This is a genomic window from Mesorhizobium sp. C399B (assembly GCF_030323185.1).
In the GTDB taxonomy this organism is placed as follows: domain Bacteria; phylum Pseudomonadota; class Alphaproteobacteria; order Rhizobiales; family Rhizobiaceae; genus Mesorhizobium.
In genome coordinates this window covers 962,582-975,374 of record NZ_CP100472.1, presented here as the reverse complement: position 1 = coordinate 975,374, position 12,793 = coordinate 962,582, and the positions used below count along the sequence as shown (strand labels likewise).

Annotated in this window: 12 protein-coding genes; 8 read left to right on the top strand and 4 right to left on the bottom strand. The window is 64.4% G+C overall.

All coding sequences use genetic code 11. The annotated features are described in order from the left end of the window. Window positions 1-58 precede the first annotated feature (58 nt). On the top strand, window positions 59-340 hold the full coding sequence (locus tag NLY36_RS04750; RefSeq protein ID WP_023668298.1) for a hypothetical protein: 282 nt from the start codon (window positions 59-61) through the stop codon (window positions 338-340). A gap of 12 nt (window positions 341-352) precedes the next feature. Here NLY36_RS04750 and NLY36_RS04745 read toward each other — a convergent pair whose 3' ends face one another. After that, window positions 353-928, bottom strand: coding sequence for a TMEM175 family protein (locus tag NLY36_RS04745; RefSeq protein WP_023682120.1), 576 nt, complete (start codon window positions 926-928; stop codon window positions 353-355). Window positions 929-1,081: 153 nt separating this feature from the next. Here NLY36_RS04745 and NLY36_RS04740 point away from each other — a divergent pair, with 153 nt between their 5' ends. After that, window positions 1,082-2,290: an MFS transporter gene (locus tag NLY36_RS04740; protein WP_023697005.1), complete on the top strand. Its 1,209-nt coding sequence runs from the start codon at window positions 1,082-1,084 to the stop codon at window positions 2,288-2,290. Between the two features lie 3 nt (window positions 2,291-2,293). Here the strand turns inward: NLY36_RS04740 and NLY36_RS04735 are convergent, their stop codons facing one another. Next, the gene (locus NLY36_RS04735; protein WP_023697004.1) at window positions 2,294-3,766 is read right to left on the bottom strand and encodes an MATE family efflux transporter; all 1,473 of its coding nucleotides are present in this window, start codon (window positions 3,764-3,766) and stop codon (window positions 2,294-2,296) included. A gap of 197 nt (window positions 3,767-3,963) precedes the next feature. Here NLY36_RS04735 and NLY36_RS04730 point away from each other — a divergent pair, with 197 nt between their 5' ends. Beyond that, the gene (locus tag NLY36_RS04730) at window positions 3,964-4,752 is read left to right on the top strand and encodes a L,D-transpeptidase (RefSeq protein WP_023697003.1); all 789 of its coding nucleotides are present in this window, start codon (window positions 3,964-3,966) and stop codon (window positions 4,750-4,752) included. 78 nt (window positions 4,753-4,830) lie between these two features. On the opposite strand, the gene NLY36_RS04725 is transcribed toward NLY36_RS04730, so the two are convergent. Next, the gene (locus NLY36_RS04725; protein WP_023735961.1) at window positions 4,831-6,306 is read right to left on the bottom strand and encodes an esterase-like activity of phytase family protein; all 1,476 of its coding nucleotides are present in this window, start codon (window positions 6,304-6,306) and stop codon (window positions 4,831-4,833) included. Window positions 6,307-6,467: 161 nt separating this feature from the next. After that, on the bottom strand, window positions 6,468-7,493 hold the full coding sequence (locus NLY36_RS04720; RefSeq protein WP_023682116.1) for a LacI family DNA-binding transcriptional regulator: 1,026 nt from the start codon (window positions 7,491-7,493) through the stop codon (window positions 6,468-6,470). 194 nt (window positions 7,494-7,687) lie between these two features. On the opposite strand from NLY36_RS04720, the gene NLY36_RS04715 reads away from it, so the two are divergent. The 5 genes from NLY36_RS04715 (at window position 7,688) to NLY36_RS04695 (ending at window position 12,673) form a co-directional block, all read left to right on the top strand. Further along, window positions 7,688-8,719, top strand: coding sequence for a Gfo/Idh/MocA family protein (locus NLY36_RS04715; RefSeq protein WP_023735960.1), 1,032 nt, complete (start codon window positions 7,688-7,690; stop codon window positions 8,717-8,719). Further along, the gene (locus NLY36_RS04710; protein ID WP_023682114.1) at window positions 8,719-9,624 is read left to right on the top strand and encodes a sugar phosphate isomerase/epimerase family protein; all 906 of its coding nucleotides are present in this window, start codon (window positions 8,719-8,721) and stop codon (window positions 9,622-9,624) included. Before NLY36_RS04715 ends, NLY36_RS04710 begins: the two co-directional genes overlap by 1 nt. Window positions 9,625-9,739: 115 nt before the next feature. Further along, on the top strand, window positions 9,740-10,753 hold the full coding sequence (locus NLY36_RS04705) for a substrate-binding domain-containing protein (protein WP_023735959.1): 1,014 nt from the start codon (window positions 9,740-9,742) through the stop codon (window positions 10,751-10,753). Between the two features lie 85 nt (window positions 10,754-10,838). After that, on the top strand, window positions 10,839-11,636 hold the full coding sequence (locus NLY36_RS04700; protein ID WP_023668308.1) for an ATP-binding cassette domain-containing protein: 798 nt from the start codon (window positions 10,839-10,841) through the stop codon (window positions 11,634-11,636). Continuing rightward, window positions 11,633-12,673: an ABC transporter permease gene (locus NLY36_RS04695; RefSeq protein WP_023682111.1), complete on the top strand. Its 1,041-nt coding sequence runs from the start codon at window positions 11,633-11,635 to the stop codon at window positions 12,671-12,673. Before NLY36_RS04700 ends, NLY36_RS04695 begins: the two co-directional genes overlap by 4 nt. Window positions 12,674-12,793 lie beyond the last annotated feature (120 nt).

The following is a 12,793-nucleotide window of genomic DNA, read 5'->3' as shown; positions in this document are numbered from 1 at the left end:
CGGGTTGACCGCATCAACGGCGGCTGTGCATGCTGCGGCCGAACAGGGAGATTGCCGATTGACCGACTGGGTTGCGATCCTGAAGGAGCAGACCGCCACCGGCGACCAGATGGGCCGCGAGGTGCCGCAGATGCTTGCCAATCCGGACATAAGCGAAGCGCAGGTGAAGACCTTGTTTTCGGCACTCGAAAAACAGGCCGAGTTCGTCGAGAAATTGCGCATGGCGCTGGAAAAATTCGGCCATGATTTTTCGATCATCAAGGCGGCCGAGCGGCTGGAGGAGCGCTATGCCGACCTTGCGGCGTCGGTTGCCGAAAAGCTGAAGGCGATGCGCAAGTAGAGACGTCCTACGCTACTTTTCCAGCACCCGCGAAAAACGCGTGTCCGGCACGAACCAGACGGCGGCCACCAGCACAAAGATCGCAACGCCGATCCATTGGTTGACGAAGGCAAGCGGGACGGCTGCGGCGTAGAGGGCCACCGAGATCTTGCCCTTGCGGTCATTGCCCAGCGCCTTGGCGAAGGCGGTGTCGTTGCCGTGCAAATGGTGCAGCTTGGTGGCGAGAAAGGTGTAGGCGACCGCGCACAGCACCAGGTCGATGCCATAGACGGCGACGGGGACCGGCGCGAAATGGTTCTCGCCCATGAAGGCCGTCGTTGCCGGCATCAGCGACAACCAGAACAGAAGGTTGAGGTTGGCCCACAGCACGCGGCCGTCGACCCTTTGGACGGTGTGGAACATGTTGTGCAGATTGTTCCAGTAGATGCCGACATTGATGAACGACAAGACATAGCTGAAAAAGATCGGCCACAGCGGCAGAAGCGCTGAAAAATCCTCGCCATGCGGCACTTTCAGCTCCAGCACCATGATGGTGATGATGATGGCGACCACCCCATCGGTGAATGCCTCGACTCTACCTTTTCCCATGGATTCTCCCTCTCGATGGAAAGACGTTAAGCGAGGACTTCGGGCAAGACCATCCTGACAAGGTTGTCAGGATGAAGTTCGGCGCGTGGAACGGCCATCCTTACATGGACGTTGGGGCGCAATTGGGCGTTGGGCGATTGGCCGGAGGTTGCCATGACCAGCTATGCCGAGACCACGACGCGCGACAACGGACTCGATGGCCGGCCCGCGATGGCCGCGGTTGCCGCCATGATCGCCGCGCTGTTCGCCGGCAGCACGGTGCTGACGCCGCTTTACGTCATCTACAAGCAGGCCTTCGGTTTCTCGCAGATCACGCTGACGCTGGTCTACGCCGTCTATGTCGTCGGCAATCTCGGCGCATTGCTGATGTTCGGGCGCTTGTCCGACGGCATTGGTCGCCGTCCTGCGGCGCTGGCGTCGATGGCCATAGCGGTGGTCAGCGCGGTGGTGTTCCTGCTGGCCGAGAATGTCGCATGGCTCGATGTCGCCCGCATATTGAGCGGCCTTGGCATCGGCGTCGGCGCGGGAACCGGCACGGCCTGGCTTGCCGAGTTGATCGAGGGTAAGGACAAATCGCGCGCGGCAATCATCGCCACCAGCACCAACTTCGTTGGCCTTGGCCTCGGCGCGCTGGCATCGGGCCTGCTCGCCGAATATGCGCCCTGGCCGTTGAGACTAACGTTTGCGGTCTATCTTGCCTTGCTGGTGGTAGTGACGCTGCTGATCTGGCGTACCCGCGAAACCGTGTCCCAGCCGGGCAGGCTGACCGACGTTTCGTTGCGGCCACGGCTATCGGTGCCGAGCGATATCCGCGCTGCCTTCGTGGCGCCGGCGGTCACCGGTTTCGGCGCCATGGCGCTGGTCGGCTTCTATGCAGCCCTGGCGCCGAGCATCCTGGCGCAGCAACTGCATGTGGCCAACCATGCCGAGGCCGGCGCGCTGTTCTTTGAACTGTCGATCGTTGCGGCCGCGACCATTCTGGCCACGACCCGACTGTCCAGCGGCGCCGGCATGCTGGCCGCGCTGGCGCTGATGATCCCGGCCGTAGGGCTGATGGTTGCTGCTCAGTTTTTCGCGTCGATGTCCCTGATGGTTGCCGCCACCGCTGTGTGCGGCGTGGCGGCGGCGCTCGGCTATCGCGGCGGCCTGCAGGTGGTGAACCAGATCGCACCTGCCGAGCGTCGCGCCGAATTGGTGTCGGCGTTCTTCATCTGCTGCTTCTGCGGCAATGCGCTGCCGGTGATCGGCATTGGGCTGCTGTCGAGTTGGGCCACTCCGACGACGGCAAGCCTGGCCTTCGCCGGCATGATCACGCTGTTCTCTGTCGTAGCGCTGGGGTTCGGCGTCAAATACGCGCGCTGAGCCTCACCCGTTTGGCGTCTCGGGCGCCATGTTTGCCCGTCCGCGCGGGATGCCGAGGCCGGTGTCGGGCGGCTCGCCGGCGGCCGGCCGGTCCTCGATCATGTGCATGGTGCGCCAGCGGCCGAAGCGATAATAGGCGGCGGCCAGCACCAGCGAGGTGATCGATCCCGCCGGAAAGCTCCACCACAGCGCCTCCTCGCCGATCACGCCGCGCATGAAATAGGCAAAGCCGGTGCGCACGACCAGCACCGAGATCACCAGGATGATCAGTGGTGGCATCACCGCACCCGTGGCGCGCACGGTGGCGAACAGCACGATGGTGACGCCGAACAGGATGAACGACCAGGACGCCACCTTGTTGATGTGGGCTGCAATGTCGATTGCGGTGCTGTCGCCGCTAAGGAACAGGCCGAGCACCGGCCTGTCGAAGAAGAACAGCAGCGCCACCAGGGCGCCGGTGAGCACCAGGTTGAAGCCGACGCCGGACGCCGCTATGCGACCGATGCGGTCCCAGCGCCCGGCTCCGACATTCTGGGCCGCCATCGACGAGACTGCGGCTCCGATCGCCAGTGCAGGCATCTGGATATAGGTCCACAGCTGCGCCGCGATGCCGTAGGCGGCGGCGACCTGCGAGCCGTAGGAGTTGACGATGCCCATCACGGTCAGCGCCGCCGCCGAAATGACGATCATCTGCAGGCCCATGGGCACGCCCTTGAAGACGACGATCCTGAGCAGCGCCGGATCCGGCCGCAGCAGAGCGAGGTTGGCGCCGGCGAGCCGCAGCGGATGCTTTCTGGCATAAAGCACGACGAGGATGGCGATCACGCTCACCGTCTGGCCGATCAGCGTCGAGGTGGCGGAGCCGGCGATGCCGAGTTCGGGGAAGGGGCCGATGCCGCGAATGAGCAGCGGATTGAGGATGATGTCGAGCACGACCGCGAGCGCCATGAAGAAGAATGGCGTGCGCGAATCACCCGCACCGCGCAGCACCGTCATGACGAAGGACAGAAGGTTCATCATCGGCACGGCGACGAAGATGATACGCAGATAGGAGCGCGCCAGCGGCAGCGCATCGGGCGGGGTGCCCAGTGTGTTGAGGATGGCGTCGACCCAGATCCAGCCGCAGACGGCGAAGATAGCCGAGACGAGGAAGAAGAAGCTGGCGCTGGTGCCGACGATGCGCCGCGCCTCGGGCAGGTCGCGGGCGCCGACCGATTGCGCCACCAGGATGGTGGCGGCCATGCCGATGCCGAATACGGTGCCAAGAATCAGGAACAGAACCAGATTGGCGTTGGAGGTGGCGGTCAGCGCCGATTCACCGAGGAAGCGGCCGACCCAGACGGCGTTGATCGAACCGTTGAGCGACTGCAGCACATTGGAGCCGAGCACCGGCAGAGCGAACAAAAGCAGCGTGCGCGGAATCGGGCCGCTGGTCAGGTCGCCGGTGCGCCGGCGCGGTGGTATTTTTTCATCCATGGGCTGTTCGGCGAAGGTTCATCTCAAAGTCCGCCCGGCAATGATCGCCGATTTAACGGACAAGGTCGATGCGGCATTGGAACATGCCACTTGGCGGCTTCACGCTAATCAGTTCTCAAAACATTCGGAATGGGATATGGGTCGTCGCCGCGTGGGGTCGCATATCCTGTTGGATATGATGAATAGGCTGGGGGATCATGTCCGACAATCCGCTTTTTTCCGAGCGCCTGAACCGGCGCGCGTTTCTTGGAATATCCGCTTTGGGTGCCGCTTCCATGGCGCTTTCAGCCTGCACCACGACCGATGTCGTGGTGCCGCCAACGCCCGCCCCGGCGCCTGAACCGGCTCTGGGCGATGCCGCCACCATGTATTCGGCGCGCGTCGATGAGGGCTTTTCATTGCCGGCAATCCCCGTGGCCAAGCTCGATCCGAAGTTCGTGCGCCAGATCGTGGACGATCCGACCGGCGAAAAACCCGGCACGATCGTCGTCGATACATCCGAGCATTTTCTCTATCTGGTGCGCGACGGCGGCAAGGCAATGCGCTATGGCGTCAGCCTCGGCAAGGCCGGGTTTGGCTGGACCGGCAGCGCCGTGATCCAGGCGCGCAAGAAATGGCCGGTGTGGACGCCGCCGCCGGAAATGATCCAGCGCCGGCCGGAACTGGCGAAATACAAGGACGGCATGCCGCCCGGACCGCAGAGTCCGCTCGGCGCGCGCGCGCTCTATCTGTTCCGCGACGGCAAGGACACGATGTACCGGCTGCACGGCACGCCGGAATGGGATTCCATCGGCAAGAACGCGTCGTCGGGCTGCGTGCGCTTCATGAACCAGGACATCATCGACCTCTACAGCCGGGTCAACGGCGTAGCCCAGGTCTATGTGCGCCCGAACCTGTCGGCCGCGGGCAAGATCATGGCCGTGTCGAGCCGGACCGCCGAGGCGATCGATGCCGGCGTGCCAAGGGATGCGGAGGTTTTGAAATAGGTGCCTTCACGGCATCGCTGATCACCGACAAACGGTTAGAGGCGGACGCGCCGGGCGCGTCCGCCTCTCCGTATACGGCTACTTCTTGGCGAGGCCCGGAAGCGTGACCTGATAGACCAGGAACATGGTATCGACATCGGCGCCGTCTTCGGCCTTGTAGGGCGCGCCGACCTGAAAACCGTCTTGGGTGAGAAAGTCGTTATCGTTGCCGACGAACAGGAAATAGTCGTCGGGCAGCGCCGGATCGAGCAGGCTGACCACAGACATTGCTTCCCACTTCTCCGAGAGATTGTTCTTGTCGTTCGGCTTGCCGTCATGCAGGCCGAAGCGGCCGAGTTCCTTGTTGTCGTTGATGTCAATGAACGGCGTCAGCTTGGCCGGGGTCACCGAGGGGTCGAGCACGCCCTTGGGCGCCAGCGGCTTGTCGGCGGCATCGAAGGCGCCGCCGGCAATGTCGGTGGCGCCAGAGACGTCGACGACGAAAATCTGGCGCAGCAGCGAAGTATCGCCCTTCACCCCCTGGCCGTTTCCGCTGTCGCGCGCCAGCATCAGGAAGGTCTTGTCGGACAGCGCCACGATTTCGCTCTGCGCGGCGACCTTGGTCTTGTCCTTGGCGTCCTTGAACACCGGCAGCGGCACGGCATATTCATGCACCAGCTTGAGATGGGCCGGGTCGGAGGCGTCGTAGACCAGCGCGCGGGTGTTCTGGCGCGTCGCGGGCGAATCGCCGCCATCCTGGCGGGGCGCCGACTGCAGCACAGTGATCAGCGACTTGCCGTCCGGCGTCAGCGCCATGCCTTCGAGGCCTTGATTGTTCTGGCGGCCGGTTTCGGGATCCTTCGGATCGGGTTCGGCTGCACCGGGGCCCGGATTGTCGGAGGCGAAGTTCGGCGCGCCCTTGCGCATCGGCACCAAAGCGGCGGGCGGCTGCGTTGCCGACAACAGATGGCCGTCGGCCGAGAAGCGGTAGATGTTGGGGCCGTATTCGTCAGAGATGAACATGGTGCCGTCGGGCAGCCGCGCGATCGCCTCATTGTCGAGCGCCAGCCTGCCATTGGCCTCGGGCAGGATCGGCAGGTCGCCATTGGCCGCGCGCACGCCGTTGAGCGGATCGAGGCCGGTGGCGTCAGCGCCCTTGTCGTCGGTGAGGAGCAGGGAATCGGCAAGCGTCGCCTTGACGCCTGTCTGTTCCTGGCCGGAGGTGGGCGTGGCGCCTAGTGCTACCGGCGTGAACTCGATGCGAATAGTGTTGAGGCGCGGCCGGTAATCGGTGGTGCCGACGACATTGTAGCCACGGTCCGGCAGCAACCAGAGCGAGCCCTTGTAGCCGTCCGCGCCACGGGTCCAGCTTGCGGCGTCGATGGACATGCCGGAGCCGGAGCCGAAGGTCTCGCCGAACTTGTCCTTCTGATCGGCCGGGATGCGGCCGACGCCGACCAGGCCCTTGTTGACGAAGCCACCAACGGTGGCTGTGCTGTCGGCAAGGGCAGGGGTCAGGGCGGTAAACAGCGCCAGCGCGGCGCCGAGCGACACGGTTCGGTGCGAGATTTTCATGGAGATCCTCTTTGTGACAAGCCTTGAGCGGCGCAAAGGGGCCACCGCATCGCATCGACGATGTCGCCCTCTCGCAAAGCGGTCTAGGACGCGAACATGATACTTGCGTGACAGACCGGGCCTCTTCCTTCTCCCTTGTGGGAGAAGGGAGAGACGCACTATCAATCGCTGTCGCGCGCGATCAGCTCCAGCGGCCAGACTTCGCGGATGATGCGCGGGCCTTCCGGGCCGGCAAAGGCCGGAAGCGAGGCCAGCAGCATTTCGGCCAGCCGCCGGCCCATCGGCTCCAGCGACGGACGGAAGGCGGTCAGCGCCGGTGAAAAGTAGCGGCAGAGCGGCGTGTCGACGATGACGATCACCGCGATGTCGTGGCCGGGCCTGATGCCCATCTCGGCCAGTGCCTTGCAGCCGCCGAGCGCCATTGCGTCATTGTTGAAGATGATGGCTGTGGGCCGGTCCTTGGAGAGCATCACGCGCGGCGTCACCTGGTAGCCGCCTGCCTCGTTGATGAAGCCGTCGGCGATCAGGCCGGGGTCGACTTCGATGCCATGCCGCTCCAGCCCCTTGCGGTAGCCGTCGAGGAAAAGGTAGCCGAAGTTGAGATCAAGCGAAGGGCGGATGGCGGCAATGCGGCGGTGGCCGCGCGCGACCAGCCGGTCGACGGCTTCATCACCCGCCCTCTCGAAATCTATATCGAGCGAAGGATAGGTGTCGTCGCCGGATTGACTTCGGCCAAGCGTGGCGAAGGGAAAGCCGGCCTTGCTGAGATAGTCGATCCGATCGTCTTCCCGCCGTGTATTGGCCAACACGACCGCGTCGGCCCGGCGCGTCTCAACCACGCGGCGCAGCCTCTCCTGCTGATATTGGCCGGGCTCGCCCATGACGACCATCAGATCCAGGTCATCCTCGGCCAGCCGGCCCTGCAGACCGATCAGGAACGGGATGAAGAACGGTTCGCCATATTGCTGGTCGCCCGGATGCGGCTGCAGCATGAAGGCGATCGAATGGGTGGTGCCTTGCCGCAGGCTGCGGCCGGACTGGTTGGGCGAATAGTTCAATTGCTTGGCGGCGGCGAGCACGCGCTGGCGGGTGTCGGCATTGACGTCGGCGCGGCCGTTCAACGCCCGCGACACGGTGCCGATCGAAATGTTCAGGTGACGCGCGAGGTCATGGATGCTGGACGCCAAGGACAGTTCTCCCCCTGTCTTGGCTAGCACCGGCTGCCGCCCAGGCCAAGGCTTCGGGATGATTTTCGCTGACAGCCGATTGACATTCTACGCCATCGGGTGTGTTCTCGTAAACGTTTACGGAGAAACGTTTACGGTGATGCCGGAAATGCCGTGACATTCGGTCTGGAGGGACCGGACGGGAGGAATGCCGGATGATGAATGCCGTCCTCGTCGGCTGTGGTGCGATGAGCAAGGCCTGGCTCGATGCCGCGAGGCAGATCGACGGGCTGGCCATTGTCGGCCTTGTCGATCTCGACGCCGAACGGGCGAAGGCGAGGGCGCACGAATACGGGCTCGACGGCGCGGTCATCGGCACCAGCCTCGACGCGGTGCTCGACCAGACCAGGCCCGACGCGGTGTTCGATGTCGTGGTTCCAGCCGCCCGGCGTGATGTCGCCTTTGCCGCCTTTGCCCATAATTGCCATCTGCTGACGGAAAAGCCGCTGGCCGATACTCCGGAAAATGCGCGCGCCATCGTCGATGCGGCGCGTAACGCGGGGCGCGTCCATGCGGTCGTGCAGAACCGCCGCTACGTCGCCAATGTCCGGCGCATCAGGCGCTTTCTCGACTCCGGCGCCATCGGCAAGCCAACCAGCATCCATGCCGACTTCTTCGTCGCGCCGCATTTCGGCGGCTTTCGCGAGGAGATGGCGCATGTGCTCTTGCTCGACATGGCGATCCACACATTCGACGCCGCCCGCTACATGGTCGCAGGCGATCCCGCCGGTGTTTTTTGCCAGGAATGGGAGCCGGCCAATTCCTGGTACCGGCAGGGATCGTCGGCCAGCGCAATCTTCGATCTCGGTGGCGGCAAGCGCTTCACCTATGCAGGCTCCTGGTGCGCGGCGGGCTTCCGCACCAGTTGGGAGAGCACATGGCGCATCGTCGCCGAGCACGGCAGCCTGCTCTGGGACGGCGAGGACGGGCTGAAGGCCGAGGTTGTGTTGTCGGTCCGCGACGGCCTTTTCGACCTGACCCAGCCCATCATCGTGCCGCCGCTAGATCCCGCCGACCGCATCGGCGGTCATCTCGGCGTCATCAAGGATTTCATCCACGCCATCGAGACCGGTAGCGAGCCGGAAACCCGTGGCAGCGACAACATTAAAAGCCTGGCCATGGTTTTCGGCGCCATCGAAAGCGCCGAGACCGGACGGCGCGTCGCAATCACACAGGAAGCATCATGATGCCAAACCCGCTTCTCGACATCCGGATCGGCACCATGGTGCGGGCCAATCTCGAAGACCCCGCCGCCTACATCAAAGAGATTCTGCCGCTCGGTTTCGAGAGCATCCAGCCCTTCTTCTGGCAGACGCTGGGCGGCAAGGATTTGCGGCGGCTCGCCGGTGAGATTCGCGAGGCGATCGGCGATGCCGATGTCGCCGTGTCGTCGATCGGCGTGTTCGGCAATCCGCTGGAGGATGGCGAGGTCGATCGCGGCGTGCTCGCGGCCTGGGAAACCGTCATCGACAACGCGCATCTGTTCGGCGCCTCGACGGTCAGCGGCTTCACCGGCCGCCTTCGCGGCAAGAAGCTGACCGACAGCCTGCCGCGCTTCCGTGAGGTCTGGGGACCACTGGCCAAGCGCGCCGCCGACAAGGGCGTGCGCATTGCCTTCGAAAATTGCGCCATGGATGGCAACTGGGCGGCCGGCGACTGGAACATCGCCCACAATCCCGATGCCTGGGAGTTGATGTTCAACGAATTGCCCGACGACAATCTCGGCCTCGAATGGGAGCCCTGCCACCAGCTTGTCTACCTCATCGACCCGATGCCGCAGATCCGCAAATGGGCGCCGCGCATTTTCCATGTCCACGGCAAGGACGCGACGGTGCGCTGGGATGTGATCCGCGAGCACGGCGTGTTCGGCAAGCTGCCCTTCGTGCAGATGCGCACGCCCGGGTTTGGCGACAGCGACTGGACGCGGGTGATCAGCGAATTGCGGCTGGCCGGTTACAAGGGCGCCATCGACATCGAGGGCTGGCACGACCCGGTCTATCGCGGCGACCTCGAAATCACAGGCCAGGTGCGCGGGCTGGAATACCTCAAGCAATGCCGGGGAGGAGCGACCTACCTGCCGAACCCAGCGTGACCGAGGGCCGGTGGGAGGAGCCGGCCTGACAGATTGCCAAGCACTGCCGACAAGCACTGCCGAAAAGCGAACGACGAACCCCTCGGCTCACCGAGGACAAAAGGGAGGAACGTGCATGAGCATCGCAATGAGAACGACACTTCTGCGCTCGACCGTCGTGGCCGCCGCCACGGCGCTGTGCGCTGCCATCTCCACTCTGCCGGCGCAGGCGCTCGACGCCCAGTGGTGCAAGGATGTCCACATCCGCTTTTTCGTCGGCGGCGCCGAGGGCGACGCTTTCGGCACCATCGTCTACAATGGCGCCAAGCAGGCGGCGTCCGATCTCGGGCCGAAGGTCGACTACATCTTCTCGCAGTGGGACGTCGAGAAGATGGTGCAGCAATTGCGTGAGGCCGTCGCCGTGAAGCCAAACGGCATTGCCATGATGGGCCATCCGGGCGACGCCGCGATCATGCCGCTGGCCGAACAGGCGCATGAGGACGGCATCAAGATGATGTACCAGAACGTGCCGGTGCCGAAGGTGGTGGACGCGTTCGGCGGCGGCTATGTCGGCGCCCAGCAGGAGCAGCAGGGCCGCGCGCTCGGCGTCGAAGCGTTCAAGCTCGGCAATCTCAAGTCCGGCGACAAGGCGATCATGATCGGCCCGTTCGAGAACGAGGCCCGCGGCGCGCGCGAGCGCGGCACGGTGGCAGCACTCAAGGAAGCCGGCGTCGAGGTCATCCAGCTGTCGTCGCCGCCGAGCGGCGAATGGGCGTCCGACCCCAATCTGGCGATACCGGTGATCACCGCGGCCCTGCTCAACAATCCCGACGTCAAGGCGGTCGGCTATCCCGGCGGCCAGATGCTGGGCAACGTCGCCACCTACATGCAGGCGGCAGGACGCAAGCCCGGCGACATCTTCAACTTCGGCTTCGATACCAGCCCGCAGATCGTCGAGGCGTTCAAGGGCGGCTGGGTGCAGCTGACGGCTGATCAGCAGCCGTTTCTGCAAGGCTATCTGCCGATCCTCAGCCTTTGCCAGCAGGTGGTGCTGGGCCTGGCGCCGATGAATGTCGACACCGGGGCGGGCTTCGTCACGCCGCAGAATTACGAGATCGTCGCCGAGCTCGCCAAGCAGGCGCTGCGCTGACCTCCCAAACTGCCGGCTGGGCGCAAGCCCGGCCGGCAGGACCGCCGGCACCAGGCCGGATGATACCACAGGAGCGAGGATCGCCATGGCCGAACGCATCATCGAACTGCGCGACATCAGCAAATCCTATGGCCAGGTCTATGCGCTGGGCGGGGTCAATCTCTCGGTCGACCGCGGCGAGGTGGTTGGCCTGATCGGTGACAATGGCGCCGGCAAATCGACGCTGATCAAGATCCTGTCCGGCGTCGTCAAGCCGACCAGCGGCGAGATCCTGGTGCGCGGCAAGCCGGTGACCGGCTGGAGTGCGGCACGCTCGCGCGACGCCGGCATCGAGACGGTTTTCCAGGACCGGGCGCTGGCTGTGCAGCAGACCATCGTGCGCAACATCTTCATGGGCCGCGAACTCACCGGCTTCATGGGCTTTCTGAAGGTCAATAAAGAGATAGAGGAGGCGAGCCGGCTGATGCGCGAGATCGGCTTTACCTCGAAGGTGTTCACGCCGCATTCGATCGTCGGCCAGCTCTCCGGCGGCGAACGCCAGGGCGTGGCGATCGCGCGGGCCATCTACAAGCAGGCGGAGCTGATCATCCTCGACGAGCCGACGACGGCGCTGTCGCTGACCGAGACCGCCAAGGTCTTCCATTTCGTGCGCCAGGTGCGGGCGAGCGGGCGCTCGATCCTGTTCATCGGCCACAACATCCATCACGTCTTCGACATCGCCGACCGCTTCGTTGTGATTGACCGCGGCAAGGTGGCGCTGACCGCCGATCGCACCGAGGTCAAGTCGGCCGAAGAGCTGATCAACTTCATGGAAGACGTTGCGCATCCCGGCGGATTGCCGGGGCTGCACGAGGCCGGCGACGCGGAGAGGGCAGCACGATGAGCAAGACCATGGAACCCGATCTGCAGAGCCCGCTCGGCGGCAAGGCAGCCCGGCCTGAGTGGAAGCACCCGTCCGACCATTGGCTGCGCGGTTTCGTCATCGACAACCGCGCAGCGCTCGGCACGCTCGCCGTGTTCATCATCATGATGGCGGCGTTCCTGATCGCCAACCCGACCGTGTTCACCACCTGGTATCTCTACAGATCCGTGCTGACCACGCTGCCGGTTGCCCTGTTCGTGGTGGTGCCGCTGGTCTTCGTCGTCACCTGCGGCGAGATCGACCTGTCGTTTCCCGCAACCATGGGCTTTGCCTCCTGGGTGTTCGCGCTGGTGGTGCAGGCCGGCTACGATCCGTTTCTCGGCATCGCAGCGGCGATTCTCACCGGCACGCTGCTCGGCTTTCTCGTCGGATCCCTGGTCGTTTATGGCGGGCTGTCGTCGCTGATCGCCACGCTCGGCATGAATTTCCTGCTGCGGGGACTGATCCAGATCATCAACGAGGGCAGATCGACCGCATTGACCGGTCTCAGCGACAGCTGGGCGTACACCATCTTCTCCGGTCAGGTGTGGGGTTTTCCGGTACAGGTCTTATGGGCACTCGCCTTCGTCATTTTTTCGGCAATGCTCTACAACCGGCACCGCTTCGGCGCGCAGGTGAGGGTCGTCGGCGACAACCCCGACAGCGCCCAGCAAATGGGCATCGACGTCAAGCGTGTGCGGGTGAAAGTGTTCATCTTCACCGGCATCGGGGCCGCGATCGCCGGCACGTTTTCGGTGATGATCAACTTCACCTGGTGGCCGACCGCGGGCGACGGCTATCTCTTGCCGGTGCTGGCTTCGGTGTTCGTCGGCGGCACGCCGACCTGGGGCGGCATCGGTACGGTTGCCGGTGGAGCGATCGGCGCGGTCACCGTGTCGTTCATCCAGACCGGCGTCGTGGCGGCGGGCCTGAGCGGCTTCTACGTCCAGTTCTTCAACGGGCTGATCATCATCCTGTCGCTGCTGGGGCACAAGTGGAACCAGGCGCGGTACAGGTGAGGGGCGGGCTAAATTGACGGGGACGCTCATGTTGCGGACCGCATGCCCCGACGACTGGGCAGACGCCCGTCGCTTCGTCATTCTAAGGCGGAGCAGGAGCGAAGCTCCGTCGCGTAGACC

Coding starts and splice junctions, on each gene's coding strand:
- NLY36_RS04695 (WP_023682111.1), top strand. CDS start 11,633: ATGAGCAAGACCATGGAACCCGATCTGCAGAGCCCGCTCGGCGGCAAG.
- NLY36_RS04710 (WP_023682114.1), top strand. CDS start 8,719: ATGCCAAACCCGCTTCTCGACATCCGGATCGGCACCATGGTGCGGGCC.
- NLY36_RS04700 (WP_023668308.1), top strand. CDS start 10,839: ATGGCCGAACGCATCATCGAACTGCGCGACATCAGCAAATCCTATGGC.
- NLY36_RS04725 (WP_023735961.1), bottom strand. CDS start 6,306: ATGAAAATCTCGCACCGAACCGTGTCGCTCGGCGCCGCGCTGGCGCTG.
- NLY36_RS04740 (WP_023697005.1), top strand. CDS start 1,082: ATGACCAGCTATGCCGAGACCACGACGCGCGACAACGGACTCGATGGC.
- NLY36_RS04735 (WP_023697004.1), bottom strand. CDS start 3,766: ATGGATGAAAAAATACCACCGCGCCGGCGCACCGGCGACCTGACCAGC.
- NLY36_RS04730 (WP_023697003.1), top strand. CDS start 3,964: ATGTCCGACAATCCGCTTTTTTCCGAGCGCCTGAACCGGCGCGCGTTT.
- NLY36_RS04745 (WP_023682120.1), bottom strand. CDS start 928: ATGGGAAAAGGTAGAGTCGAGGCATTCACCGATGGGGTGGTCGCCATC.
- NLY36_RS04715 (WP_023735960.1), top strand. CDS start 7,688: ATGATGAATGCCGTCCTCGTCGGCTGTGGTGCGATGAGCAAGGCCTGG.
- NLY36_RS04705 (WP_023735959.1), top strand. CDS start 9,740: ATGAGCATCGCAATGAGAACGACACTTCTGCGCTCGACCGTCGTGGCC.